The organism is Streptomyces sp. CLV115, assembly GCF_038448545.1.
Lineage (GTDB): Bacteria > Actinomycetota > Actinomycetes > Streptomycetales > Streptomycetaceae > Streptomyces > Streptomyces sanglieri.
Genome location: NZ_JBCEWQ010000093.1, coordinates 1 through 25,673 on the forward strand (window position 1 = coordinate 1; position 25,673 = coordinate 25,673).

General features: G+C 71.3%; 24 protein-coding genes and 1 pseudogene. 16 read left to right on the forward strand and 9 right to left on the reverse strand.

The annotated features are described in order from the left end of the window. Both AADR41_RS27165 and AADR41_RS27170 read right to left on the reverse strand, forming a co-directional pair. Window positions 1-758 (reverse strand): HtaA domain-containing protein (locus tag AADR41_RS27165; RefSeq protein WP_342284032.1); only part of this gene is annotated, 758 nt, incomplete at its 3' end. A 41-nt stretch (window positions 759-799) separates the two neighbouring features. After that, window positions 800-2,206, reverse strand: a complete 1,407-nt coding sequence (locus tag AADR41_RS27170) for an HtaA domain-containing protein (protein WP_342284033.1) — start codon at window positions 2,204-2,206, stop codon at window positions 800-802. Between the two features lie 140 nt (window positions 2,207-2,346). Here AADR41_RS27170 and AADR41_RS27175 point away from each other — a divergent pair, with 140 nt between their 5' ends. The 7 genes from AADR41_RS27175 (at window position 2,347) to AADR41_RS27205 (ending at window position 9,869) form a co-directional block, all read left to right on the forward strand. Beyond that, on the forward strand, window positions 2,347-3,429 hold the full coding sequence (locus tag AADR41_RS27175) for a heme/hemin ABC transporter substrate-binding protein (protein ID WP_342284034.1): 1,083 nt from the start codon (window positions 2,347-2,349) through the stop codon (window positions 3,427-3,429). Continuing rightward, window positions 3,426-4,526, forward strand: a complete 1,101-nt coding sequence (locus AADR41_RS27180) for a FecCD family ABC transporter permease (protein ID WP_342284035.1) — start codon at window positions 3,426-3,428, stop codon at window positions 4,524-4,526. Before AADR41_RS27175 ends, AADR41_RS27180 begins: the two co-directional genes overlap by 4 nt. Beyond that, window positions 4,523-5,362: a heme ABC transporter ATP-binding protein gene (locus AADR41_RS27185; RefSeq protein WP_342284036.1), complete on the forward strand. Its 840-nt coding sequence runs from the start codon at window positions 4,523-4,525 to the stop codon at window positions 5,360-5,362. The genes AADR41_RS27180 and AADR41_RS27185 overlap by 4 nt, the downstream gene beginning before the upstream one ends. A gap of 191 nt (window positions 5,363-5,553) precedes the next feature. Further along, window positions 5,554-6,690: an iron uptake system protein EfeO gene (gene efeO, locus AADR41_RS27190; protein WP_342284037.1), complete on the forward strand. Its 1,137-nt coding sequence runs from the start codon at window positions 5,554-5,556 to the stop codon at window positions 6,688-6,690. Between the two features lie 20 nt (window positions 6,691-6,710). Next, on the forward strand, window positions 6,711-7,985 hold the full coding sequence (efeB, locus tag AADR41_RS27195; RefSeq protein WP_342284038.1) for an iron uptake transporter deferrochelatase/peroxidase subunit: 1,275 nt from the start codon (window positions 6,711-6,713) through the stop codon (window positions 7,983-7,985). Window positions 7,986-8,014: 29 nt separating this feature from the next. Next, window positions 8,015-8,998 (forward strand): iron uptake transporter permease EfeU, encoded by a 984-nt coding sequence (efeU, locus tag AADR41_RS27200; RefSeq protein ID WP_342284039.1) that lies wholly within the window; start codon window positions 8,015-8,017, stop codon window positions 8,996-8,998. After that, the gene (locus tag AADR41_RS27205; RefSeq protein ID WP_342284040.1) at window positions 8,931-9,869 is read left to right on the forward strand and encodes a hypothetical protein; all 939 of its coding nucleotides are present in this window, start codon (window positions 8,931-8,933) and stop codon (window positions 9,867-9,869) included. The genes efeU and AADR41_RS27205 overlap by 68 nt, the downstream gene beginning before the upstream one ends. Window positions 9,870-9,923: 54 nt before the next feature. Here AADR41_RS27205 and AADR41_RS27210 read toward each other — a convergent pair whose 3' ends face one another. Then, window positions 9,924-10,670, reverse strand: a complete 747-nt coding sequence (locus tag AADR41_RS27210; protein WP_266691197.1) for a bifunctional DNA primase/polymerase — start codon at window positions 10,668-10,670, stop codon at window positions 9,924-9,926. Between the two features lie 172 nt (window positions 10,671-10,842). Next, window positions 10,843-11,457, reverse strand: a complete 615-nt coding sequence (locus tag AADR41_RS27215) for a TetR/AcrR family transcriptional regulator (protein ID WP_342284041.1) — start codon at window positions 11,455-11,457, stop codon at window positions 10,843-10,845. Window positions 11,458-11,628: 171 nt separating this feature from the next. On the opposite strand from AADR41_RS27215, the gene ddaH reads away from it, so the two are divergent. Next, window positions 11,629-12,444, forward strand: a complete 816-nt coding sequence (gene ddaH, locus AADR41_RS27220; RefSeq protein WP_342284042.1) for a dimethylargininase — start codon at window positions 11,629-11,631, stop codon at window positions 12,442-12,444. A 15-nt stretch (window positions 12,445-12,459) separates the two neighbouring features. Here ddaH and AADR41_RS27225 read toward each other — a convergent pair whose 3' ends face one another. After that, on the reverse strand, window positions 12,460-13,458 hold the full coding sequence (locus AADR41_RS27225; RefSeq protein WP_342284043.1) for a small ribosomal subunit Rsm22 family protein: 999 nt from the start codon (window positions 13,456-13,458) through the stop codon (window positions 12,460-12,462). A 210-nt stretch (window positions 13,459-13,668) separates the two neighbouring features. On the opposite strand from AADR41_RS27225, the gene AADR41_RS27230 reads away from it, so the two are divergent. Beyond that, entirely contained in the window at window positions 13,669-14,979 is a 1,311-nt protein-coding gene (locus tag AADR41_RS27230) for a hypothetical protein (RefSeq protein ID WP_342284044.1), read from the forward strand. A 213-nt stretch (window positions 14,980-15,192) separates the two neighbouring features. Here the strand turns inward: AADR41_RS27230 and AADR41_RS27235 are convergent, their stop codons facing one another. Continuing rightward, entirely contained in the window at window positions 15,193-16,515 is a 1,323-nt protein-coding gene (locus tag AADR41_RS27235) for a multidrug effflux MFS transporter (RefSeq protein ID WP_342284045.1), read from the reverse strand. Window positions 16,516-16,601: 86 nt separating this feature from the next. Here AADR41_RS27235 and AADR41_RS27240 point away from each other — a divergent pair, with 86 nt between their 5' ends. After that, the gene (locus AADR41_RS27240) at window positions 16,602-17,606 is read left to right on the forward strand and encodes a Gfo/Idh/MocA family protein (protein WP_342284057.1); all 1,005 of its coding nucleotides are present in this window, start codon (window positions 16,602-16,604) and stop codon (window positions 17,604-17,606) included. Window positions 17,607-17,625: 19 nt separating this feature from the next. On the opposite strand, the gene AADR41_RS27245 is transcribed toward AADR41_RS27240, so the two are convergent. Further along, complete coding sequence (locus tag AADR41_RS27245; RefSeq protein ID WP_342284046.1) at window positions 17,626-19,254, reverse strand: alkaline phosphatase D family protein; 1,629 nt, start codon at window positions 19,252-19,254, stop codon at window positions 17,626-17,628. A 261-nt stretch (window positions 19,255-19,515) separates the two neighbouring features. On the opposite strand from AADR41_RS27245, the gene AADR41_RS27250 reads away from it, so the two are divergent. From AADR41_RS27250 to AADR41_RS27265, 4 genes are all read left to right on the forward strand, one after another. Next, window positions 19,516-20,289 carry an SDR family oxidoreductase gene (locus tag AADR41_RS27250; RefSeq protein WP_342284047.1) on the forward strand — a complete coding sequence of 258 codons (774 nt, stop codon included), beginning with the start codon at window positions 19,516-19,518 and terminating at the stop codon, window positions 20,287-20,289. Window positions 20,290-20,451: 162 nt separating this feature from the next. Further along, window positions 20,452-20,919, forward strand: coding sequence for a lamin tail domain-containing protein (locus AADR41_RS27255; RefSeq protein ID WP_342284048.1), 468 nt, complete (start codon window positions 20,452-20,454; stop codon window positions 20,917-20,919). 86 nt (window positions 20,920-21,005) lie between these two features. Then, window positions 21,006-21,878: a PhzF family phenazine biosynthesis protein gene (locus tag AADR41_RS27260; RefSeq protein ID WP_342284049.1), complete on the forward strand. Its 873-nt coding sequence runs from the start codon at window positions 21,006-21,008 to the stop codon at window positions 21,876-21,878. Between the two features lie 52 nt (window positions 21,879-21,930). Beyond that, the gene (locus AADR41_RS27265; RefSeq protein WP_342284050.1) at window positions 21,931-22,329 is read left to right on the forward strand and encodes a MazG-like family protein; all 399 of its coding nucleotides are present in this window, start codon (window positions 21,931-21,933) and stop codon (window positions 22,327-22,329) included. Window positions 22,330-22,446: 117 nt separating this feature from the next. Here AADR41_RS27265 and AADR41_RS27270 read toward each other — a convergent pair whose 3' ends face one another. Both AADR41_RS27270 and AADR41_RS27275 read right to left on the reverse strand, forming a co-directional pair. Next, on the reverse strand, window positions 22,447-22,581 hold the full coding sequence (locus AADR41_RS27270; protein WP_342284051.1) for a hypothetical protein: 135 nt from the start codon (window positions 22,579-22,581) through the stop codon (window positions 22,447-22,449). Between the two features lie 242 nt (window positions 22,582-22,823). Further along, the gene (locus tag AADR41_RS27275; RefSeq protein WP_342284052.1) at window positions 22,824-23,699 is read right to left on the reverse strand and encodes a glycosyltransferase family 2 protein; all 876 of its coding nucleotides are present in this window, start codon (window positions 23,697-23,699) and stop codon (window positions 22,824-22,826) included. Between the two features lie 419 nt (window positions 23,700-24,118). Here AADR41_RS27275 and AADR41_RS27280 point away from each other — a divergent pair. Next, a pseudogene (locus tag AADR41_RS27280) lies at window positions 24,119-24,898 on the forward strand (RHS repeat domain-containing protein); the annotation flags it as partial. Next, complete coding sequence (locus AADR41_RS27285; RefSeq protein ID WP_342284053.1) at window positions 24,895-25,647, forward strand: hypothetical protein; 753 nt, start codon at window positions 24,895-24,897, stop codon at window positions 25,645-25,647. The pseudogene AADR41_RS27280 and the gene AADR41_RS27285, both read left to right, overlap by 4 nt. Window positions 25,648-25,673: the final 26 nt, after the last annotated feature.

The following is a 25,673-nucleotide window of genomic DNA, read 5'->3' on the forward strand; positions in this document are numbered from 1 at the left end:
GCGCTCGGCCCGGCGGACGGCTCGGTGCTGGGCTTCGCGGAGGGCTCGCCGGACGGCTCGGTGCCGGGTTCCCCGGTGGGCTTCTCGCTGGGCTTCTCACTCGGCTTCTCGCTCGGCTCCGCCGCCGCCTTCACCGAGAGGGTGGCCGGGTCGAGCGCGTCGCCTTCCTTGTACTGGCCGTCGAACGCCTCGGAGCCGGCCTTCGTCAGGGTCGCCGGGATGTCCTTGAAGAGCATCGTGCCGCCCTCGCCCCGGCCCGGCTTCACCGCCGAGAGGTCGAGGGACGCGAACTCCACGTCGTCCTCGGTGCCCTTCGGGGTCGTGACGTCGACGGTGATCGCCCCGCCGGTCCGGGTCGTGGCGAGCTTCACGTCGGAGAGCGTGATGTCGAGGACGCCGCCGTGGGCGTAGAAGTTGACGCCGCCCCTGAAGGCGGTGTCGGTGCCGTGCGTGGCCGTGTCGTAGGTGCCCTTGCCGTCGGTGAAGGTGAACGCGCCGTTGCCGGCGGCCTGGGTGGCCCCGTCCTTGACGGTGATCTTCCCGCCGGAGAACGACGAGGCGAGGTACTTGCGGAAGGACTCCTTGACGCCCCATTCCAGCGTGCCGTCCGTCAGTTCCAGCTTCGGTGCGGCGGCGGCCCTGCCGCCGGCCGCGGCGCCTTCGTCGGCGAGCGCCGGAAGGGCGAACACAGTGGCGCCGAGGGCGGCCGCCGTGGCGACTGCGGCGGTAAGAGCTATGGGACGGCGGTTGGCTGCCATGGTCGTTGGTCTCCTCAGGGACAGGGGTGGTGCAGGGGGGGTCAGTTGTTGTTCTGCCGGGTGGCGCGGCGGCGGACGAGCCAGAAGGCGCCCGCCGCGGCGACGAGCAGGGCGGCGCCGCCCAGGACCGGGTACAGGACGGTGCCGGTGGCGGTGCCTGCTGCCGCGGTGGCGGGCTTCTCCGCGGCCGGGGCGGACGACGCGGAGGACGGGCCGGAGGACGGGCCGGGGTCGCTGCCCAGGTCGGGCAGGGCGGGCAGTTCGGCCCCGGAGCCGACGGCGACGGCCAGTGAGACCGGGTCCATCGCGGTGCCCGCACGGTAGAGCGAGCCGAATGCCTCGGCACCGTCGGCGGTGAGGGTGGCGGGGGCCTCGGTGAGGACGGCGAGACCGTCCTTCGGGGCGAAGTCCTTCGCGGTGAAGGTGACCAGCGGGACGGCCTCGTCCCGGTCGCCGCCGCTGTGGACGTCGGCCAGGAGCGTGCCCCTGCCCGCCGCCAACCGGACCTTGACGGCCGACAGTTCCAGGTCGAGCCCGTCGGCCCCGGTGAAGTGGACGCTGCCCGCGAAGCCGGCGTCCAGAGTCTGCTTCTTCGGGTCGTAGGTGCCGCTGCCCTTCGGGAAGCGGAACAGTGCCCCGCCGTCCTCGGCCCCTTCGGCCAGGGTCCACTTCCCCTTGCCGATGGAGCCGGCGACGTATTCGCGGAAGGTCCGGCGGACGCCCCAGTCGACGGCGGCGTCCTCGAAGCGGCCGGCGGCCGGGGCGGTCCTCCTCGCTTCCTTCTTCTTCCCGGGGGACTTGGTGGCGGCGGGCTTCCCGGCCGGGGCGGAGGTGTCCACCGAGAGACTGACCGGGTCGAGCGGGGTGCCCGCCGGGTAGTAGCCGGCGAACGACTTCGCGCCCTGTGCGGTCAGGGTCGCCGGGACGTTTCGAAGGGCGATGGGGGTGGAACCGCCCGACATGTCGATCCCGGACAGGCCGAGCGTCGCGAGCGGCACCTGGGCGGCCGAGGTCACGCGGCCGGTCCCCCGGTCCTTGCCGGTCATGTCGGCGTACAGGGTTCCGCTGCCGCCCGCGATGCGGACGGTGGGGCGGCTGATGGTGAGGTCGAGCTCATGGCCGCCGTCGGCCTTGCGGTGGCCGAGGAAGCGGACCCCGCCCGCGAAGGCCGAGCTGAAGGCACCGGTCGCCGGGTCGTAGGAACCGGTGGCGGAGTGGAAGCGGAACTGGCTGCCGCCGACCGTGGCGGCGCCGCCGGTCAGGCTCCAACTGCCGTTCGCCACGGGTCCGGTGACATAGCTCTGGAAGGAGGACTTGATGCCCCAGTCCAGCCGGCCGCCCTGCACCGTGCGGCCCGCCGCCTGCGCGGCGGTGGCCGGGAGCAGGGCTCCCAGCACGGCCGCGAGAAGCGCGACGGCGAGTGCGCGGGCACGTCTGGACGACAGCATGGACCCCTCCGAGGTCTCGAAAGTCAGGTAAGGCTAACCTAAGCCATACGAGTTCCGTGGTGGACCCCTACCCCCGCATCACTCGCATACCAGGACCAACTGCCCCTCGCAGACGACAGGAACGACAGGACGGTGCCCCAGTGCGCTTCTCGCAGGACTTCGCCCCGCCGGGTGCCGACCGGCGGCCGGGGCGCGGCCGGGCCGGGGCCCGTGGACCGCTCGGCACCCTGGCCGCCGCCCTCGCCCTGGCCCTCGGCCTGACGGGCTGCGGCGCCGGTACGGACCAGGGCGCCCCCTCCACCGGGGCCGCCCCCGGGGCCGCCGCCGACCGGATCGAGCCGCTGGCCACCGCGCCGCGGCCACAGCTGCCCGTCACGGTGAAGTCGGCGGACGGCGCCGAGGTCACCGTCACCTCGACGGACCGGATCGTGCCGCTGACCGGCGGACTGAGCGAGATCGTCTTCACCCTCGGTCTCGGCAAGCGGGTCGTGGCCCGCGACATCACCGCCACCTTCGAACAGGCCGCGAAGCTCCCCGTGGTGACCCGGGCCCATGACGTCTCGGCGGAGAGCGTGCTGTCGCTGAAGCCGACCGTCGTGCTCGCCGAGACCACGACCGGCCCGGCGGAGGCCGTCGACCAGATCCGGGACGCCGGCATTCCGCTCGTCGTCGTCGCACCCGCCCGGCAGCTCTCCGACGTCGACCGCCGCATCGCCGCCGTGGCGGCGGCCCTGGGCGTACCGGAGTCCGGCGCCGAACTGACCTCGCGTACCCACTCGCGCATCGAGACGGTGCGCGAGTCCGTGCCCGCCCCGGCGGACGGGCGGAAGAAGCCCCGGGTGGCCTTCCTCTATCTGCGGGGCTCGGCCTCGGTGTATCTGCTGGGCGGCCGGGAGTCGGGGGCGAGTTCGCTGCTCGAAGCGGCGGGGGCCGTCGACGCCGGCAAGGCGTCCGGGCTGACGAAGGACTTCACCGCCATCACCAGCGAAGCACTCGCCAAGGCCGCCCCCGACGCCATCCTGGTGATGACCAAGGGGCTCGAATCGGTGGGTGGCGTCGACGGGCTCGTGAAGATCCCGGGCATCGCCGAGACCCCGGCCGGGATGGACCGGCGGATCGTCTCCGTCGACGACGGCGTGCTGCTGAACTACGGCCCGCGCACCGACCGGGTACTGAGCGAACTGATCGCGCAGCTCTACCCGCGGGACGGGGCGGACAAGTGACCGCCCCGTCCCCGGAACGCGTCCGCACCGGGGCCGCCGCCCCGGACCGCGCACCGGCCCCGAAGCCCCGGCGCTCCCCCGCCTTCGCGCTGACCGCCGGGCTGCTCGCCGCCCTCCTGGTGTGCAGTCTGCTGTCCGCCGGGCTCGGCGCGTACAGCATCCCGCTCGGCGACGTCCTCGGCTCCGTCCAGCACCGGCTCGGCCTCGGCGGGGCCGCGCTCGACCGGGTCGGCGAGAGCGTGCTGTGGAACGTACGGCTGCCGAGGGTCGTCCTCGCCCTGCTGGTCGGGGCCTCGCTGGGCTGTGCCGGCGCGCTGATGCAGGGAGTGTTCGGCAATCCGCTCGCCGAGCCCGGGGTGATCGGGATCTCCTCCGGCGCCGCGGTCGGCGCGGTCGCCTCGATCGCGCTCGGGCTGAGCTTCTTCGGCAACTGGACCGTCACCGTCTGCGCGTTCGCCGCCGGACTCGTCACCGTACTGCTGGTGTACGCGCTGTCCCGGTCGGGCGGGCGGACCGAGGTGGTGACGCTGATCCTCACCGGGATCGCGGTCAACGCCTTCGCGGGCGCGCTGATCGGGCTGTTCATCTTCTTCGCCGACAACGCGCAGATCTCCCAGATCACCTTCTGGCAGCTGGGCTCGCTGGCCCAGGCGACCTGGCCCAAGGTGCTCGCGGTGCTGCCGTGCGCGGTGCTCGGGCTGCTCGTCGCGCCCTTCCACGCCCGCAAGCTGGACCTGCTCGCACTCGGTGAGCGGCCCGCCCGGCATCTGGGGGTCGATGTCGAACGGCTCCGGATCGTGCTGGTACTCGTCGTGGCGCTGCTGACCGCCGCCGCGGTGGCGGTCGCCGGGATCATCTCGTTCGTGGGGCTGCTGGTGCCGCATCTGCTGCGGATGGCGAACGGTCCCGGCCATCGCTTCCTGATCCCCGGCAGCGCGCTCGGCGGTGCCCTGGTGTTGGTGGTGGGCGATCTCGCGGCCCGTACCGTCGCCGATCCCGCCGAGTTGCCGCTCGGTGTGCTGACCGCGCTCTTCGGCAGCCCGTTCTTCTTCTGGCTGCTGCGCAGGACCCGTCGCAAGCAAGGTGGTTGGGCATGAGCGTGCTCAGGAATCCGTTCCGGACCCGGGGTCGGCTGCTGCCCGCTCCCGCCGCCCCGGGCTCCCCCGTCGCCGAGGCGCGCGGGCTGGGGGTGCGGCTGGGGCAGCGGCCGGTGCTCGACTCCATCGACCTGACCGCCCGGGCGGGCGAGGTGCTGGCGCTCGTGGGGCCCAACGGGGCCGGCAAGTCGACCCTGTTGGCGGCGCTGGCCGCCGATCTGCCCGCCGAGCACGGCGAGGTGCGGATCGACGGGCGCCCGGCCACCGGCTGGTCGGCCGCCGAACTGGCGCTGCGCCGGGCCGTGCTGCCGCAGTCCGCCGCGCTGTCGTTCCCGTTCCCGGTGGCGGACGTCGTACGGATGGGGCGGGCCCCGTGGGCCGGTACGGAGCGGGCGGACGAGGACGATCCCGCCGTCGCCTCGGCGATGGCGGCCACCGAGGTCACCGAGTTCGCCGAACGCCCCTTCTCCGCCCTGTCCGGCGGCGAGCGGGCCCGGGTCGCGCTGGCCCGGGTGCTGGCACAGCGCGCCCCGCTGCTGCTGCTCGACGAGCCGACGGCCGCACTCGACCTGCGCCACCAGGAGCTGGTGCTGCGGATCTGCCGGGAGCGGGCCGCCGCCGGGGACGCGGTCGTCGTCGTGCTGCACGATCTGGGGCTCGCGGCGGCGTACGCGGACCGGGCGGCCGTGCTGCACGACGGCCGGATCGCGGTGGTGGGACCGCCCGCCGGGGTGTTCACGGGCGAACTGCTCGGCGAGGTCTACCGGCAGCCGGTCGAGGTGTTCCCGCATCCGCGGACCGGGGCGCCCCTCGTCGTACCGACCAGAGGCGCTTGACCATTGCTTGACCTTTCCATGAGGCGCCCATGGCCTGCCCGTGATCACCCCGTTCCCGGGCCGCCGGGATGAGAGCTGAATCACGGCACGGGTGGGTATCGCTCAGGTAAGCCTCGGTTAAGTTAGGTCCGCCTCACCAGCCTTTGTCCCGATCTTCTCCCCCTTCTCCTTCATCCTCATGTGGAGCCCGTATGCGAGCCGTTCGTTTCTCCGTTGTCACCGCTGCCGCCACGGTGGCCGCTCTGACCGCCGTCACGGGCTGCGCACAGAAGAGCGACGGCAAGGGCGACGGCGCCCTCAAGGTCGTCGCGAAGGACGACTCCTGCGAGGTGTCGAAGAAGAAGGTTCCGGCCGGTCACGTCGAACTGGCCGTGCAGAACAAGGGATCCAAGGTCACCGAGGTCTACGTCCTGTTCCCGGACGACCGCATCGTCGCCGAGCGCGAGAACATCGGCCCCGGCACCAAGGCCGACATCACCGCCGAGATCAAGGCCGGTTCGTACGAGATCGCCTGCAAGCCCGGCATGAAGGGCCACGGCATCCGGCAGAAGCTGGAGGTCACCGGCGGCAAGGCGGCCAAGCGCAGCCCCGAGATGGACAAGGCCGTCGCCGAGTACCGCACCTACGTCCAGGCCCAGGCCGACGAGACGCTGCCGAAGGCCAAGAAGTTCACGGACGCCGTCGCCGCCGGTGACATCGAGGCCGCCAAGAAGATCTACGCCGACTCCCGGCTCGGCTGGGAGCGCACCGAGCCGGTCGCCGAGTCCTTCGGCGACATCGACCCGAAGGTCGACATCCGCGAGGACGGCCTGGAGGACGGCCAGAAGTGGACCGGCTGGCACCGCCTGGAGAAGGCGCTGTGGCAGGACAAGAAGCTGGGCGCCGAGGAGAAGGCCCTCGCGCCGGCCCTGTACAAGGACCTGCTCGACTGGCAGAAGCGGGTCGGCACGGCGGACATCACCCCGACCTCGATGGCCAACGGTGCCAAGGAGCTCCTCGACGAGGTCGCCACCGGCAAGGTCACCGGCGAGGAGGAGCGCTACAGCCACACCGACCTGATCGACTTCAAGGCCAATGTCGAGGGCGCGGAGAAGTCCTACGAGCTGCTGAAGCCGATCGCCTCGAAGAACGACGCGGCGCTGGCCACCACCCTGGACAAGCGGTTCGCGGAGCTCAACACGCTGCTGGACAAGTACCGCGAGGACAAGGGCTCCTACGAGTTCACCTCGTACGAGAAGGTCGGCAAGGCGGACCGCAAGGAGCTGTCGGACGCGGTCAACGCGCTGGCCGAGCCGCTGTCCCGGCTCGCCGCCGCGGTGACGAAGTAACGGGCGGGAGGGCTGCTGTCATGTCCGACCAGACACAGGCCGCTCGAACCCCGGACGAGACCTCCGCACCCGCTCCGTCCCGCCGGGCACTGCTCGGCTGGGGCGGTGCGGGGCTCGCGCTCGGCGCCGTCGCGGCCGGTGGCGCGGTCGCCGCGGTGGGCACCGGCAGCGACGCGGTGCCGGCCGCGGACAGCGGTGCGGCCGTGCCGTTCCACGGTGCGCACCAGGCGGGCATCGCCACCGCCGTGCAGGACCGGCTGCACTTCGCCGCGTTCGACGTGACGACGAAGGACCGGGCCGAGCTGATCGCGCTGCTCAAGGAGTGGACGCGGGCGGCGGAGCGGATGACGGCCGGTCACGCGGTCGGCGACGGGGCGTACGGCGGTCTCGCCGAGGCCCCGCCGGACGACACGGGCGAGGCGCTGGGGCTCAAGCCGTCCCGGCTCACCCTCACCATCGGCTTCGGCCCCTCGCTCTTCGCCAAGGGCCGGTTCGGCCTGGAGGACAAGCGGCCCGAGGCGCTCGTCGACCTGCCGAAGTTCCCCGGTGACAACCTCGACGCGGCGCGCAGCGGCGGCGACCTCTGTGTCCAGGCGTGCGCGGACGACCCGCAGGTCGCGGTGCACGCCATCCGCAACCTGGCCAGGATCGGCATGGGCCGCACCGCTATCCGCTGGTCCCAGCTGGGTTTCGGCAAGACGTCCTCGACGACGCCGGACGCCCAGACCCCGCGCAACATGATGGGCTTCAAGGACGGCACCCGGAACATCTCCGGCACCGACACCGCCGCCCTGGACAAGCACGTGTGGGTCGGCGGGAAGGACGACGCGGGCTGGATGACCGGGGGTTCGTACCTGGTCGCCCGCCGCATCCGGATGCACATCGAGACCTGGGACCGCGCCCCGCTCCAGGAGCAGGAGGACGTCTTCGGCCGCGACAAGGGCGAGGGCGCCCCGGTCGGCAAGTCCAAGGAGCGCGACGAGCCGTTCCTGAAGGCGATGCTGCCGACCGCGCACGTGCGCCTGGCCCACCCGGACAGCAACGGCGGCGCGACGATCCTGCGCCGCGGCTACTCCTTCACCGACGGCACGGACGGCCTCGGCCGGCTCGACGCCGGGCTGTTCTTCATCGCCTACCAGCGCGATGTCCGCAAGGCATTCATTCCACTGCAACGGCGCCTGGCGGCGCACGACGCACTCAACGAGTACATCCAGCACGTGGGTTCGGCGCACTTCGCCGTCCCGCCGGGCGTCCGCGACAAGGACGACTGGTGGGGCCGGGCGCTGTTCTCGTAACGGGTCGGAACAGAAAGGAGCACCAGAACGTGTTCAGTAACTTTTTGATCGGCCTGCGCGAGGGCCTGGAGGCCAGCCTGGTCGTCTGCATCCTCATCGCCTATCTGGTGAAGACCGGCAACCGGAACAAGCTGGTGCCGATCTGGACCGGCGTCGGGATCGCGATCGTCGTCAGCCTGGCGTTCGGCGCCGGGCTCGAATTCGGTTCGCAGGAGATGACCTTCAAGGCCCAGGAGGCGCTGGGCGGTTCGCTGTCGATCGTCTCCGTCGGTCTGGTGACCTGGATGGTCTTCTGGATGCGGCGTACCGCGCGGCACCTGAAGACGGAGCTGCACGGCAAGCTGGACGCGGCGCTCGCGATGGGCACCGGTGCGCTGGTCGCCACGGCGCTCCTCGCGGTGGGCCGGGAGGGGCTGGAGACCTCGCTGTTCGTGTGGCGTGCGGTGCACGCGGCGGACGACGGCTGGCACCCGATGATCGGCGCGCTCCTCGGGATCGCGGCCGCCGTCGTGCTGGGCTGGCTGTTCTACCGGGGTGCGCTGCGGATCAACCTGTCGAAGTTCTTCACCTGGACCGGCGGCATGCTGGTGATCGTCGCCGCGGGCGTCCTCGCGTACGGCGTGCACGACCTCCAGGAGGCGGAGTTCATCGGCGGTCTCCACAACCAGGCGTTCGACATCAGCGCCACGATCCCGCCGGACAGCTGGTACGGCACGCTGCTGAAGGGCACGTTCAACTTCCAGCCCGACCCGACCGTTCTCCAGATCACGGTGTGGGCGCTGTATCTGATCCCCACCCTCGCGCTGTTCCTCGCCCCGGTAGGGTTCGGACGGTCAGAGGGCCGGGCAGTGGGAGCGACGGATCAGAAGGCGCGGAAAGCAACGGATGAGAAGCCTGAGGCCGATTCGGCTGGCGACGGGGCTCGCGACGGCGACGGTGCTGTCGATGACGGCGAGCGGTTGCGTGACGGTGCACGGCGAGCTGGAAGTGGTTCCGGCGGCAACCAGGTCTGAGGCCGCGCAGGCCCTGAAGGACTTCACCGCCGCGTACAACGCGGCGGACAAGGCGTACGACCCGGCCCTGGACGCGGACCGGGTCACCGGGCCGCTCGGCGCGATCAACCAGGCCGGGCTGAAGGCGCGGCAGAAGAACCATCCGGACGGCAATCCGGACCACTCGCCGCTGGAGCTGACCGACGCCACCTACGTCATCCCGAAGAAGGCCGGCTGGCCGCGGTGGTTCCTCGCGGACACCGACTCCAACCGCGACCAGGACAGCGGGGAGACGGACAGCCGCTGGCTGGTCGTCTTCGTCAAGTCCGGCCCCGGCGCCGGGTGGAAGGCCGCCTACCTGGCGGTCGTCGCCCCTTCCCGGCTGCCCTCCTTCGCGAAGGACGCCGACGGCCGGGCCAGGCCGGTGGCCGCCGGCAGCAGCGCTCTGGCCGTGGCGCCGAAGGACCTGAGCACCCAGTACACGCAGTACCTGCAGAAGGGGGCCCCGGACGTCTTCGCCCCCGGCTCCGCCACCTCGGGCTGGCGCGAGACGCGCCGGACCACCCGGCGGGCGGGTTTCTCGTACCAGTACATCGACCAGCCGCTGGAGAGCGGTTCGTTCGGCCCGCTCGGGCTGGCGACGGACGACGGCGGGGCGCTGGTCTTCTTCAGCAGCAAGCACTTCGAGCGGCAGACCGCGGCGAAGGGGCTGCGCCCGCCGCTCAACGCGGACGCGGAGGCGCTGCTGACCGGTGAGGTGGAGTCCACCCTCACCAAGGAGCGGGTCTCCAGCCAGCTGGTGTACGTGCCGAAGAAGGGCTCGACGAAGGACGGCGGCAAGATCGTCCTGCTGAACAGGCTGCCGGGCCTGACGGCGGCGAAGGGATCCTGACGGAACCGGGGCGGCCGCTGGGCCGGCCCCGGCCGTGATCCGCCGGAGGGTCCGCTACCGGCTCAGCGGCCAGGCCACCGAGTCGTGGTCGAGATCGCTCTGGTCCGCCGCGTCCGCGTACTGCGCGCACGCGTCGGTCAGGGTCTCCAGCAGGGTCAGCGGGTCGGGCAGCGGGTTCTCCGGCCCGCGCACCCAGCGCACGTCCAGCTCGCCGGGGAGCAGAGCCGGCGGCAGGAGCACATAGCTGCCCCGGCAGTGCCACCGCAGCCCCGGGTGCTCGTCCATGGTCTCGGGGTGGCAGTCGAGCTCGCACGGCCACCACTCGTCCTCGTCCTCGGGCGTACCGCGGGTGGCGGTGAAGAAGAGCATCCGGTCGTCGCCGGAGCGGGCGACGGGGCCGACGTCGATGCCGGCGGCGAGGAGCCGCTCCAGCGCCTGGCTGCCCGCGCTCAGCGGCACGTCGAGCACGTCGTGGATCATGCCGGTCGCGGTGATGAAGTTGGCCTGCGGCTGGCTGCGGGCCCAGCGCTCGATCTGTGCCCGGTCGGTGGTGGACTGCGTCTGCCAGGCGAAGGAGATCGGGTGCCGGGCGGGGGTGGGACAGCCGATGCGTTCGCACGAACATCGGTACCCGACGGGATGGGCGGCCGGCGCGATCGGCATGCCGGCCTCGGCGACGGCCAGGAGCAGCGCCTCCCGGGCGGTGTCGTCGACCTCGCTCTGCTGCGGTTTGGGTCGGCGGCGAAGCCATTGGGAAAACTTGCTCTCTGAGCCGCGATAACGGCCGAAATCGGCGCCCATCTATCCCCTTACCTCAGCGTTGCCCCTGCCCATCGTCCCACCATCCTGCGCCTCGGGTGGCCGGACTCCGGAAGCGGGGTACGGACGGCGACGCCGCGAGCTGGGCGCTATGCCACTTCTTGTCATGAAATGACGGGTGCGTCTCGGGGAACCCGGGACCGCGCATCGCGCCTCAGGGCGCCAGCCCGCGCACCACGTGGTCGACGACGGCGTCCGTGTACTCGCGGGTGAGCGGGAGGGTGCGCAGCAGCCAGCGGTGGGTGAGCGGCCCCACGAGGAGCTCCACGGCGATCCGCGGGTCGGCGTCGGCGCGCACCTGGCCCGCCCGCTGGGCGGCCCGCAGCCGGGCGATGTACAGCTGGAGCCCGGGGTCGAGCAGCTTCTGCACGAATTCGGCGCCGACCTGCGGGTCGACGATCCCGGCGGCGGCGAGCGCCCTGGTCGGCGCCTCGAAGGCGGGGTCGTTCAGCTCGTCGACGGTGGCCCGCAGCACGGTCTTGAGGTCGGCGGCGAGATCGCCGGTGTCCGGGATCCCCTGCGTCCGGTCCGCGCCGCTCTGCGCGGCGGTCCGCTCACCGAGGGCCACGAACGCCTCCAGCAGGACGGCCGCCCTGGAGGGCCACCAGCGGTAGATCGTCTGCTTCCCGACACCGGCCCGCGCGGCGATGGCCTCGATGGTGGTCCGCGGATAGCCCACCTCGGCGACCAGGCCGAGCGCCGCGTCATGGATCGCGCGGCGCGATCGCTCGCTGCGACGGCTGGAGTCGGGCACCCGGTTCTCTACCATGGCGGCCAATCTAACAGCGGGACGAGCCGGTACGTATCGTCTTCCGGCTCGACGGAACCACCCGATCGGATCACTGCGCACCGGCCCCGGAGAGCGGACCATGGGCTCACGCACACACCCGTGCGATGTCCCCTCGGCAGGCAATCCCTGCCTTTTCGTGAGGAGCCCTCGTTGCCTCGTGAAGCCACACCCCGCCGCTACCTGATGTGCGCGCCCGCGTATTTCAGGGTGACGTACTCCATCAACCCCTGGATGGACCCCAGCAAGCCCGTGGACCTCCCCCTGGCCCAGACCCAGTGGGAGGACCTGCGCGACCGGTACCGCGCCCTCGGGCACACCGTGGAGCTGCTCACCCCCCGCCCCGAGCTGCCCGACATGGTGTTCGCCGCCAACGGCGCCACGGTCATCGACGGCCGGGTGCTGGGCGCCCGCTTCGCGTACCGGGAGCGGTACGAGGAGGCCGGGGCCCACCGCGAGTGGTTCCGGGCCGGCGGTTTCACCGAGATCCATGAGCCGGACCACGTCAACGAGGGCGAGGGCGACTTCGCGGTCACCTCGTCGTACGTGCTGGCCGGGCGGGGCTTCCGGTCCAGTCCGCTCTCGCACGGCGAGGCCCAGGAGTTCTTCGGCCGCCCGGTGATCGGGCTCGATCTGGTCGACCCGCGCTACTACCACCTGGACACGGCGCTGTCCGTGCTCGACGACGCGGGCGACGAGATCATGTACTACCCGGGCGCGTTCTCGCCGGGCAGCCGGGCGGTGCTGGCCCGGCTCTTCCCGGACGCGCTGATCGCCGAGGAGGCGGACGCCGCGGCGCTCGGTCTGAACGCGGTGAGCGACGGGCGCCATGTGCTGCTGCCGCAGGCCGCGACCGGACTCTTCGACCCGCTGCGGGCGCGGGGCTTCGAGCCGGTGCCGATGGACCTGGGCGAGCTGCTCAAGGGCGGCGGCAGCGTGAAGTGCTGCACGCAGGAGCTGCGGGGGTGACCCGGCGGGTGGCGCTCAGGCGTTCCCGCCGGGCGGCCACTCGTCGCCCCACGCGACGTCCCGGGCGGCCCGGTACAGCTCGCCGTGCCGCTTGGTGACCGTGGCGCGCCGCAGGGCCTCGTCGCGGGTGCACAGGTCCAGCAGCACCTGTCCCTTGCGGATCTGCGGCTTGCGGGTGACCCGCGCCGTCACGGGCTCCGTCGCGAAGCGGGTCGCCACCACATAGCTGAACTTCTCGTCCTCGTAGGGCAGCGAGCCGCCCTTGACCTGCCGGTGCAGCGAGGAGCGGCTGACCCGGGCCGAGAAGTGGCACCAGTCCGTGCCCGGCTCGATCGGGCAGGCCGCGCTGTGCGGGCAGGGCGCGGCGACCGTCAGTCCGGCGGCGATCAGCCGGTCGCGGGCCTCGATGATCCGGTCGTAGCCGTCGGGGGTGCCCGGTTCGACGACCACGACCGCCTGCGCGGCGGCCGCCGCGCTGTCGACGAGCGCGGTCCGGACGTCCGCGGTCAGTTCCTTGAGTACGTAGGAGACGGTGATCAGGTCCGTGGGGGCGAGTTCGAGGCCGGCGCCGATCCGGGCCCGGCGCCACTCGGCGGCGCGCAGCGCGGGGACGCCGGAGAGCCCGGCCAGTTCGCGGCCGAGGGCGAGCGCGGGCTCGGCCCAGTCCAGCACGGCCGTCCGCGGCCCCTCCTCCCAGGCCCCTGCCACGGCCCAGCTCGCCGCTCCGGTGCCGCCGCCGACGTCGGTGTGGGTGGCGGGCGTCCAGTCGGGGGCGGCCTCCCGGAGCGCGGCGATCGCGGACCGTACCGCTTCGAAGGTGGCGGGCATCCGGTACGCGGCGTACGCGGCGACGTCGGAGCGGTCGCGGAGCACCGGCGCGTCGGTCGGGGTGGTCCCGCGGTAGTTGGCGATGAGCCGTTCGACGGCCTGGGCGGCCTGCTTGGGCGGCAGCCCGTCGAGCAGTCCGGCGAGCGTCGCGCGCAGGACTTCCGCGGTGGGGAGGGTGGCGTTCACCGACGAATTGTAGGCAAAGCCGACGGACCCGTCCCCGCCCCGGTATCCGCGCCGATCTGCACGGAATCCGAACTGCCGCGATGCCCACCCAAGTTGCTACGCTGACCGCCGCTGGAGTCTCTCGTTTGGACCAGGCCGGGCTCGCGGGGTCCGGTGCCGCATGATCCGAACGGAAAGACCCCGGGTCGGGATTGCCCATCGAGGGGAACCATGAGACAGAAGATCGTGCGCCTGGTTCTGGTCGGCGGAGTGCTCGTGCTGGCCATGCTTCTTCTGCTCGCCACCTGCGGCAGCGGTGAGAAGAGCACGGAAAAGCCGGAGAAGCAGGCCAAGAAGAAGAGTCCGGCCGGGGTGACACAGCTCACCGTTCCGTCCGCGTACGCGCCCGAGCGCGGCTGGGAGCTCATCGGGACCTCGCCCGACTACGCGATCTCCCGGACCACGGGACGCCTCGCCTACCTGGTGCGGGAGTCGGAGACCAAGTACCAGCTGCGGACCATCGACAACAAGACGGGGCAGGCCGGCTGGCACGGCGAGAGCTGGCGGCCCCCGTCGCCGCACCAGTTCCCGAGGCTCCTCCCGGTCACCGTCGACGACCACGAGTACTTCGTGACGTGGGCGTACGGAAAGGTCGGCGAGAACGCGCTGACCCCCGCCGACACGATCGTCTCGCTGGACGTCTACGACGTGGAGGACGGCTCCCGGCGGCGCGTCGAGGTGCCGTGGAACTCGGTCCCGACGGTCTCCACCACCGGACCCGGCATCCTGATCAGCGACGGCCGGACGAACAGCGCGGTGGTCGACCCGGTGACCGGCCGGGTGACCGACGTCTCGGCGCCCGCGCTCAAGTACCCGAAGGACTGCAAGACCTGCAAGCAGCTCACCGAGGTGCGCGGGCTGACGCAGAAGGGGCTGCTGGTCAGCGGGTCCAAGGAATTCTGGGTGCAGGGCGGCTGGTTCAGCCGCAATGTCGCGCCCAAGGGGACGGACAAGTACAGCGGGATCCCCACGTCGGTGGTCCCGGGCCTGATCCTGGCGAAATGGCAGCTGGACAAGAAGGCGAAGCGCGCCACCACCCATGACATGTGGGTGGTGCACGACGTGGAGACCGGCAAGCCGCTGGCCTCGGTGGAGTGCAGCAAGCCCGCGATAAAGCCGGGCCAGTACCCGCAGCTCGTCGCCGCGCCCTCCGGTTCCTACCTGGTGGCCGGACCGCTCGCGTTCGACCTGGCCACGAAGCGGGGCTTCTGCTTCGAGGGCGCGGACGGCACGAAGCCGCTGACCCTGGCGTCGGTGAACGACGAGGGCACCGCGTACGGCGCGGCGAGCGCGCGCAACGCGGCCGATGTCCTGGCCGGCGGCGGGGCCCCCGTCGCGGTCGCCGTCCGCAGCGGCTCGACGGGCGCCCTGCCCTCGAACGTGCGTGTCCCGGGCATGGAGACCGCGGACGGTGTCGGCCTGTTCCGCTGGACCGACGAGAAGGACCGCCCGCATCTGATCGGGTACCCGAGGGCTTCGTAGCGTCGCGAAGGACCGGGCCGAGGACCGGGGCGGAAACCTCTTCGCCCCGGTTCGGACCCCGCTGTCGCCCGAGGACGGCCCGGTGCCGGCCCCGTCTGCGTTCTTCTCCCGCGGCTTCGGACCGGACACGGTCGGCGGCGGGGCCCGGGGCTGAACCACGCCCCGGGCCCCGCCGCCCCTCCCGTCACAGGACCCGTGCCCGCGCGGCCCGTGTCACGTCGTCCGCTGCCAGGGCCTGCACAGCCCCAGGAAGCAGGCCATCGCGCCCAGCCCGCAGACCAGCTGGACGACGGCCATCGGGACGGCCGTGTCCTCTCCGGCGATCCCGACGAGGGGCGAGGCGATGGCGCCGATCAGGAAGGAGGAGGTGCCGAGCAGCGCGGAGGCGGATCCGGCCGCGTGCTTCGTACGCATCAGGGCCTGGGCGTTCGTGTTCGGCATCGCCAGGCCCATCGCCGACATCAGCACGAACAGCCCGGCCGCGACCGGGACCAGGCCTACCTTCCCGAAGACCCCGGAGGTCATCAGCAGCAGCGCGGCCGCGGCCAGCACGATGACCGAGAGGCCGAAGGCGAGCGCCTTGTCCAGGCTGATCCGGCCGACCAGCACCTTGCCGTTGATCTGGCCGACGATGATCAGGCCGATCGAGTTGATGCCGAAGAGCAGGCTGAACGTCTGCGGCGAGGCGCCGTAGATCTCCTGGATGACGAACGGCGATGCGCTCACGTAGGAGAAGAGGGTGGCGAAGGCCAGGCTGCCCGCGATCATGTAACCGGTGAAGACCCGGTCCGCGAGCAGTCCGCGCATGGTGCGCAGCGCGTCGCCGACCCCGCCGGTGTGCCGGTCCTGCGGCGGCAGCGTCTCGTGCAGCCACTTCCAGACGACGAGGGTGAGCGCCAGGCCGACGACGGTCAGGACGGCGAAGATGCCGCGCCAGTCGGTGAACCGCAGCACCTGGCCGCCGATCAGCGGGGCGACGACCGGGGCGACGCCGGAGATGAGCATCAGGGTGGAGAAGAACCTGGCCATCTCCACGCCGTCGTACATGTCGCGCACCACCGCACGGGCAATGACGATGCCCGCCGCACCGGCCAGGCCCTGGAGCAGGCGGAAGCCGATGAGGAGTCCGGTGGTGGGCGCGAAGACGCAGAGTGCGGTGGCGACCACGTAGATCATCATGCCGAGGAGCAGCGGCCTGCGCCTGCCCCAGCGGTCGCTCATCGGCCCGACGACGACCTGTCCGAGCGCCATGCCGGTGAGGCAGGCGGTGAGGGTGAGCTGGATGGTCGCGGCCGGGGAGTGCAGGGACTCGGTGACCGCGGGCAGCGCGGGGAGGTACATGTCCATGGAGAGCGGCGGCAGAGCCGTGAGGCCGCCGAGGACAAGGGTGACGAGAAGTCCGGCGCGCCGGGCCGCTTCGGCAGCGGCCGGTTTCCCGGGTGGGGTGCCGGTGGTCCCGGGCTCCGCGGCCCGGGTTCCGGCGGTCGGTATGTCTGTGCGTTCCTGCTGGGCCCGGCTTGCGCCGCTCTCCGGCATTTCCATCTCCATGTCGTTGAATCCGCATCTATGCTCTCAGCTCAGCCGGACTGGTCGAGACCTCTTGGGGAGCAGGCATGACAGGCATGAGCGGCACTGTGCGGTGGGGTGTGCTGGCGACCGGCGGTATCGCCACGGCGTTCACCGAGGATCTCCGGTCGATGCCGGACACGGAAGTGGTGGCCGTCGCATCTCGGACGGACGCCTCGGCACGGGCGTTCGCCGAGCGGTTCGGGATACCCCGGGCGTACGGCAGCTGGGCCGCGCTCGCCGCCGACGACGAGGTCGACGTGGTTTATGTCGCGACACCGCACTCGGCCCATCTGGAGGCGGCCTCGCTCTGCCTGGAGGCCGGGAAGCACGTGGTGTGCGAGAAGGCGTTCACACTCAACGCCCGGGAGGCGGACCGGCTGGTGAAGCTCGCCCGGGACCGGGGGCTCTTCCTGATGGAGGCCATGTGGACGTACTGCAACCCGGTGATCCGGCGCATGACGGAGCTGGTGCGGGACGGCGCCATCGGTGATGTCCGCACCGTGCAGGCCGACTTCGGGCTCGCCGGCCCGTTCGGGCCCGAGCACCGGCTGCGCGACCGGGCACTGGGCGGCGGTGCGCTGCTGGACCTCGGGGTCTATCCGGTGTCGTTCGCGCACTTGCTGCTCGGCGAGCCGGACCGGGTGCAGGCCGACGCGGTGCTCTCCCCCGAGGGCGTCGATGTGCACACCGCGATGCTGCTGGGCTGGTCGGAGGCGGGCGCCTCGGCGCTGCTGAACTGCTCGATCGTGGCGGACACCCCGCAGACCGGAGCGGTCACCGGCACCAAGGGCCGGATCGAGTTCCCGCGCGGCTTCTTCTACCCGGAGCGGTTCGTGCTGCACCGGCCGGGACACGAGCCCGAGGAGTTCACCGCCGGGGCCGCGGGGGCGGGGCTGCGCGGGCTGCAGTTCGAGCAGGCCGAGGTGATGCGGGCGCTGCGGGCGGGCGAGACGGAGTCGCCGCTGGTGCCGCTGGACGGTTCGCTGGCCGTGATGCGGACGCTCGACGCGGTACGTGACCGCATCGGCGTCCGCTACGCGGCGGACGACCTCGGCTGACCAGGACGCGACCGGGGCCCTAAGCGGGCGTGAGGCCCTGGTTGCCCACCTCGGTGACGAACGACGCGGCCGTCGAGAGGGGCGCGCCGGGGGTGGTGACGGCGGACACCGTGCGGTAGTCGGCGCGCGCCTGCTCCCGGCCCAGCGTGACGACGGCGTATCCGCGGCGGCCGTTGAAGAACTTCATGTGCGGGTTGGCCCGCATCTGGTTGTTCCAGCTGCCCGGCCGGTCCGAGCCGTCCTTGCCGCTGGTGATCGAGGTGGCGACGATCTCCGTGCCGACGGTGCGGGACGCCGGGTCGTCGAAGTCCTTCTTCAGGTCGAAGCCGTAGCCGACGTGCACGTCGCCGGTCAGCACCATCAGGTTGTCGACCCCGGCGGCCTCGGCGCCCTTCAGGATGCGGCTCCGGGAGGCGGGGTAGCCGTCCCAGGCGTCCATGGACAGCTTGAAGGCGTCGGTGGGGACGTCGCGCCGCTGGGCGAAGGTGACCTGCTGCGGTACGACGTTCCAGGTGGCCCGCGAGGCGTGCCAGCCGTCGATCAGCCAGCGCTCCTGGGTGGCGCCGGTCATGGTGCGCGACGGGTCCTGGGACTCCGGTCCCGGCGTCTGCCAGCCGTCGCCGTACGCCTGGTCGCTGCGGTACTGGCGGGTGTCGAGGATGTCGAACTGGGCGAGCCGGCCGAACTGCAGGCGCCGGTAGAGCCTCATGTCGGGGCCGGTGGGCCGCTGCGGGGCGCGCAGCGGCTGGTTCTCCCAGTACGCGCGGTACGCGGCGGCGCGGCGCAGCAGGAACTCCTCCGGCGGGACGTCGTTCTCGGGGGTCTCGCCCGCGTAGTTGTTCTCGGTCTCGTGGTCGTCCCAGGTGACGACGAAGGGGTGCGCGGCGTGGGCGGCGCGCAGATCGGGGTCGGACTTGTAGAGGCCGTACCGCAGCCGGTAGTCCTCCAGCGTGACCGTCTCCCGGTTGTAGTGGGCGGGGAGCCTGAGGTCGGTGTGGTTGCGGGCGCCGCCGGTGGCGTTGACGGCGTACTCGTAGAGGTAGTCGCCGAGGTGGAAGACGACGTCGACGTCCTCCTGGGCGAGGTGCTTGTACGCGGTGAAGTAGCCGTCGTGGTACGCCTGGCAGGAGACGGCGGCCAGGCTCAGCGAGCTGTTGCGGGCGCCGCGGGCGGGCGCGGTGCGGGTCCGGCCGACGGGGCTGGTCCACGTTCCGGTGCGGAAGCGGTAGTAGAGGACGCGGTCGGCGTCCAGGCCCTTGACCTCGACGTGGACGCTGTGGTCGAACTCCGGGTGGGCGGTGACCGATCCGCGTCGCACGATGCGGGAGAAGCGCTCGTCGCGGGCGAGCTCCCAGCGCACCCGCACCCGGTTCCTGGGCAGTCCGCTGCCGGGTTCGTACGGGCGCGGTGCGAGTCTCGTCCACAGCAGGACCGAGTCGGGCAGCGGGTCACCGGAGGCGACGCCGAGGGTGAACGGGTCGTCGGTGATCTTCTTCGCGTCCAGCTCGGCGGCGCTCGCGGTGCCCGCGGCGGGCAGGTTGACCGAGAAGGCGAGCGCGGCTGCGGCTCCGGTGACGGTGAGGAAACGGCGGCGGCCGACCTGCCCGGCCGCGTCGCGCATCTCCTGCTGGTGCGATGAGTGTGTCATCTGTCGCTCCCCTGGCTGGTGATGTACTACGGCAGTCCACCGGTCCCGCGCATCGGGCGGCTGTCGTGTTCGCGTCGCTCGGGCGTCGGGTGGATGAGGAATGCGGCAGCACTGGGTTCACGGGGACAAAGCGCGCATCCGTGACGGGCCGGCGATCGGCCCCACCGGCCGGGCGGGCCGCGAACGCGCCGCCGTACGTGCCGTCTTGGCCCCGTGCGGCCTCATGTGTCGCCGGGGCGGCAGGGCGTACGCTGCGGCCCCATGAGCAACAAAGTGTTGAACTCCGATCCGAAGACGGCGGTCGTGACGGGCGCGGGTTCCGGCATCGGCCGCGCGGTGGCGCTCGCCCTGACCGGGGCCGGCTGGTCGGTGGCGCTCGCGGGGCGACGGCCCGAGCCGCTCGCCGCGACGGCCGCGCTGGCCGGCGAGAACGCCCGGGTGATCACCGTCCCCGCCGATGTGTCCCGCCCCGAGGACGTGACCGCGCTCTTCTCGTCGGTACGGGAGTGCTTCGGCCGCCTCGATCTGCTCTTCAACAACGCGGGTACGTTCGGCCCGCGTTCCGTCCCCGTGGAGGACCTCGCGGTGGCGGACTGGCGAGCGGTGGTGGACGTGAACGTGACGGGTGCGTTCCTGTGCGCGCAGGCGGCGTACCGGCTGATGAAGGAACAGGACCCACAGGGGGGCCGGATCATCAACAACGGCTCGATCTCGGCCCATGCGCCGCGTCCCCACTCGGTCGCCTACACCACGACCAAGCACGCCATGACCGGGCTGACGAAGTCGCTGTCACTGGACGGGCGCCCGTACCGGATCGCCTGCGGGCAGATCGACATCGGCAACGCGGCCACGGACATGACCGAACAGATGCGGACCGGCGTTCTCCAGGCCAACGGCGAACTCGCGGTCGAGCCGGTGATGGCGGCGGCGGACGTGGCGCGGACGGTGCTCCACATGGCCGAGCTGCCCCTGGAGGCGAACATGCAGTTCGCGACGGTACTGGCGACGGCGATGCCGTACGTGGGACGCGGCTGACGGGGGCGCGGCCGGCGGAGCCGCCTCCAACACGCCGCCCGGCCGGGGCGGTTGTCACCGTCCGAACGGACTCCGGGCGGAACGAGCACCCGCGTACCGCAACGCCTTGCGCTGCCCTTATGCTGACACTCCTTCACCGGAACTCCACACAAGGAACACAACATGCGCATACGTACCGCGGCTCCCCTCGCCCTGGCCGCCGCCACCGCCCTGGCCGGCTCGCTGCTCGTCGCGGCCCCCGCCTCCGCCGCCGCGCACCAGGGCGGGCTGCACCTCGGGAAGATCCAGTACGACAGCCCCGGCAAGGACAACCGCAGCAACACGTCGCTGAACGCCGAGTGGGTGGACATCCACAACTACGGCAAGTCGAAGCTCCAGCTCAAGGGCTACAAGCTCAAGGACAACACCGGCTACACGTACACCTTCGGCAGCTACACCATCGCCGCGGGCAAGACGGTCAAGGTCCACACCGGCAAGGGCAGGAACGCGTCGGGCAACGTGTACTGGAACCGCGGTTCGTACGTCTGGAACAACACCGGCGACAAGGCCCGGCTGATCAAGCCGAACGGCAAGCTCCAGGACTCCTGCTCCTGGACGAAGACCGGCAAGGGCACCAAGAACTGCCACTGAGCCGGTGCCCGGGGCCGTTCCGCTACGGCCGGGCCAGCCGTAGCGGAACGGGAATGAGCCGGGCCGCGACAGGGTTGACGTGCGGTATGAGCCGACATTCAGGTACCGAGGTCCTCCGCTACACCGCGTTCTCCGCCGATCCCGAGGGCGGCAACCCTGCTGGAGTCGTCCTCGACGCCTCCGGGCTCGACGATGCCGCGATGCTCGCCGTCGCGGCGGAGCTGGGGTACAGCGAGTCGGCGTTCCTGACCGGACGGAGCGGGCCGGGCCAGGCGGGGGCGCGGGAGTACACCGTCCGCTACTTCAGCCCGAAGGCCGAGGTCCCGTTCTGCGGCCACGCCACCGTGGCGACGGCCCTCGCGCTGGCCGAGCGCGACGGCCCCGGCGATCTGGTGTTCCGTACGGCCGCGGGCACGGTCCCGGTCACCGTCACCCAAGAGGGCGCCGAGCTGCGCGCCACGCTCACCAGCGTCGAACCGAGCGTCCTGGACATCGCCCCCGAGGACCTGGCCGAGGCGCTCGCCGCCCTGGACTGGCCGGCCGCCGACCTCGACCCGGCGCTGCCGCCCCGGATCGCCTTCGCGGGCGCCCGCCACCTGGTGCTGGCCGCCGCGACCCGGGAACGCCTCGCCGGCCTCTCCTACGACTTCGCGCGCCTCGAAGCGCTGATGCACCGGCTGGACCTGACGACCCTGCAACTGGTCTGGCGGCAGGCGCCGGACGTCTTCCACGTCCGCAACCCGTTCCCGGTCGGCGGCGTCGTCGAGGATCCCGCCACGGGCGCGGCCGCCGCCGCGTTCGGCGCCTATCTGCGCGACCGGTCCCTCGTCCCCGGCACCGCCGTCCTCACCCTCCACCAGGGCGAGGACATGGGCCGCCCCGGCACGCTCACGGTAGAGCTGCGGGCGGACGACGCCCGGGTGCGGGTGAGCGGTACGGGGGCCCGCATCGACGGCTGAGGGGTCGTACACCCACGCCCGGCGTGCGATGGCCGACTGGCAGGCTGGCTCCATGGACCAGCAGAGCACCCGCGCCCCCGGCCCGGCCGACCACGCGGCCGGCCGCCCGGCCCCGTGTCCCGACCGGGATCACGACACCTGGACGGCCATCGACGAGCTGCACGACTGGCTCGAAGCGGAGACCGGCATCCCGCCCGAGCAGGATCTGCTGCTGCGGATGCTGAAGCTGTCGGAGGAGGTGGGAGAGGTCGCCCAGGCCGTCATCGGGGCCACCGGCCAGAACCCGCGCAAGGGTGCCACCCACTCCTGGCAGGACGTGGAGGCCGAACTCTGCGACGTCATCGTGACCGCGATGGTGGCCCTGCGCACCCTGACCCCCGACGCGGCGGCCGTCTTCGCCGGGCATGTGCGACGCGTCGCGGCACGTCCGCGGACCCCGCCCGGCCCGTAGCGGCAGGCCCCGGCACCATGCCCCGCCGAAGGATCCCGGGGCATGAGTGCCGACCGTGTCCGAACCACGCATCGTCCGGCAGCTGGTCACCGAGGCTGCGGCTCACGCCGAGGGCCGTCAGGCGCACAGCAGGCAGGTGACCACCGAAGCGGTGGCCGCGTCCTGGCGCGAACGCGCGCTGAACGTCGAGGAGGGACTGAGCCAGTCGGCGGCAAAGATCCAGGCCCGGCGTCGGCACATCGGTGAACTCATGGCCCGCATCCGCGACCTCAAGCTCGGCTTCCCCGTAGATGCAGTCCAGCGGCTGACCACCGAGAGCACCACCCTCAAACAGCAGCTCCGCGCACTGGCTGCGGATCACCACACACTGACGAACCGGCGCCGCAGCCCGGGACAACAACCACTCCCAGCCCCCTGCGGACGGGAACGCACTCGGCCCGTCTCACGAACAGCTCGCGCTCCTCCACGGACGGCTGAGGTCTGGGCGATGAGCTTCAGAGGATCGGCGGGCGCCCCAACCGGGTCATACGCCATACTGTGTGCCACTTCATCGGCTTACGCGGGCCGCACGACGTCCGTACGCCCTCGAAGAATCCGCCCCACCACGCCTTCAGGCCCATAAGGGACCGGGTCCGCGCCGTGGTGAGCAGGATCCACACACCGAGGTAGACCGGAATCAAGAGGACTGGAAGCCGACGGCGGGCCAGCCAGACCCGGTTACGGGCGGTGAACCGGTAGTAGACCGCGTGCCGGGCCGGCGAGGTCTTCGGGTGTTGAAGGACGAGATCGGGTTCGTACAGGATCTTCCATCCCTCATCGAGCGCACGCCATGCCAGATCGGACTCTTCGTGCCCGAAGAAGAACTCCCCCGCCCACAAGCCGGTCTGCCGGAGCATGGGCATCGAGAAGGCATGTCCACCGCCGAGGAAGGCGGTCACAAGACCGCGGCGCATCGGATCGTCGGCCCGCAGCCGGGGCACCCAGCGTCGCTCGGTGTGCCCGTGCTCGTCAGCAACCCTGAATCCGATGATTCCCAGCTTCGAGTCTTCTGCGAACAGTTGCTGGACCTTACGGAAGACGTCGTCGGCGATGAGCAGGCCATCGTCGTCCAGTTCGATGACGACGTCGACGTCGTCCGAATCGCGCAACATCTCAAGCCCGACGTTGCGACCACCGGGGCAGCCCAGATTCTCTTCCAACGGGATCTTGGTCGCGTCCGTCGTGACCTCGGTGAGGGGTGTTGCATTGCCCACCAGAACCACCCGTGCCGCAGGGACATCCTGCTTCTCCACCGAAGCGAGTAGAGCCTCCAGCTCCCGTGGGCGGGTTCCCATGGTCACGATGACAACTCCGATACGCGGCAACGACATAGCAACAAACTCCAGTGGTCGGCAGAGTGCCGATGCTAAGGGCTGTCCCGTAGTCCAACGACTCTGAGGTCATGCCGTATCCGGGGCGGCGCCGATGGCTCCGGCCACGCGAAGCGAACGCCCGAGGTCTCCGGTGAGGATTCGGGGGTGACTGCTGGCCTATCTGCATCCAGCGCCCGGCGTTCCCGTCATGCCCACGCATGGTCGGCGCTGGCCTTTGGACCGGGTGGACGACGGCTACACCGTCACCGACCCGGAGACCGGCCAGGTCCGGCACTTCGTCGACCAGCCCAACGGCGAGCTGGCACTCCTGGCCCAGATCGACGACCGCAACAACCGGTGGATCACCTTCGAGTACGACGAGACAGGCGCCCCGACGTCGATCGTGCACCACGGTGGCTACCACCTGAAACTCACCACGAACGACGGCAATCGCAACCGACCTTATCGGCACTCCGACCGAGCTGATCGACGAGTCGGGTGCCATCGCCTGGCGCGGCCGGAGCACCCTGTGGGGCACCACGGCCTGGGCCCGGGACAGCAGCGCGTACATTCCGCTGCGCTTCCCCGGACAGTACTTCGACCCCGAGACCGGGCTCCACTACAACTGCTTCCGCCATTATGACCCCGAGACCGGCCGCTACACTTCCCCGGACCCGCTGGGGCTGGCTCCTGCACCGAATCCCGTCGGCTACGTGGACAACCCCTACGCGGGGTGCGATCCGCTGGGCCGGAAGTCCTGCACGGAGGAGGAAAGGGCCGAGCAGGCCAGGCAAGAGAAAGCCAGGGAGAAAGCCCTGAAGGCCGCGGACGGCGTCAGGGAAAGGGCACAGGACGGCACGCTCCGCAAGCACCGCAAGTACCACGGAGACGAGAGGCACAACTTCAGCGACGAAAAGGTCCTGGAGATCCTCAAGAACTCGGACGCGGTGTACCAGTCGTCGGGCACCGCCGGAAAACTCATCTTCCGGCAGGGCGAGGACGTCGTCGTGACCCATGGGCCGGGTTCCCAAGCCGGCCAGGCCATCACGGCGTACGGCCCGTCGGGCACCAAGGGCTTGTCCGGGGCGAACGCGCTGGGCGGCAAGGCCACGGACCCGGGTGCGCCGGTCACCGACAGGGACATCGTGGAGGGAAGGATTCCGGGCAACGGCGGATTCATGCCCCCCGCGGAACGAATGAGGGAAAAGCGACCATGAGATTGACCTTCGGCAACGACTGGCACGCGACGGTGACAGCCGATCCGCTGACCATCGTTCCCCGTTTCTCGGGCAACTCCGTGGACATCGCTCACTACGCGAACGTGAAGGAACGTGAGCGGTTCCTCCTGGCCACTTTCGGCAGTCAGGAACGGTTGTGGGATACGTCCGACGTTCTCCGGTTCGACCCGGACAGCCGGAGACTGGCCGGTGCCGAGTTCCAAATGCCGGCGGAGTCCGTTTCCGTCGAGGACACCGCCCGCGTCATCCCCTTGCCCGCAGTACGCCCGGGTGGGTTCCGCGCGGACGAGGTCCGGGACTTCCGGCTGGAGGTGTGCGAGGTGCTGTGCCGCACTCCCGGGGACACCTTGCTGACCGGTCTGCGCGACCGCGACGTCCTCAACGAGCCGCTGGAGGCCCGCATCGGCATTGCCCCCGATGTGGCCCTCCTCGTCCAGCACGGCACCGTCGTCGGCTGGAGTCTCACGGATCCGGCACGCTACCTGACTCAGGCGTTCGCAGCCCCCACCCCCAACCCACCGTTCCCCGCTACCCGGCGGCTGCTCACCGAGTGCCTGGACCTGATCACTGAGCCGCTGATCGACGACGTGATGGACGGCGAACCGGCCGCCCTGGCCCGGCTCAGGGCCGCAGACCAGGCCCTGCACACTCAGCACGAGGACCGTTCCCGGGCCGACGCGCTGCTCGCGCTCATCGCCAACCTCGTGGAGGACCATCGAAACTGGTGACGGAAAGCCGAAGAAGCTGAGGCGAA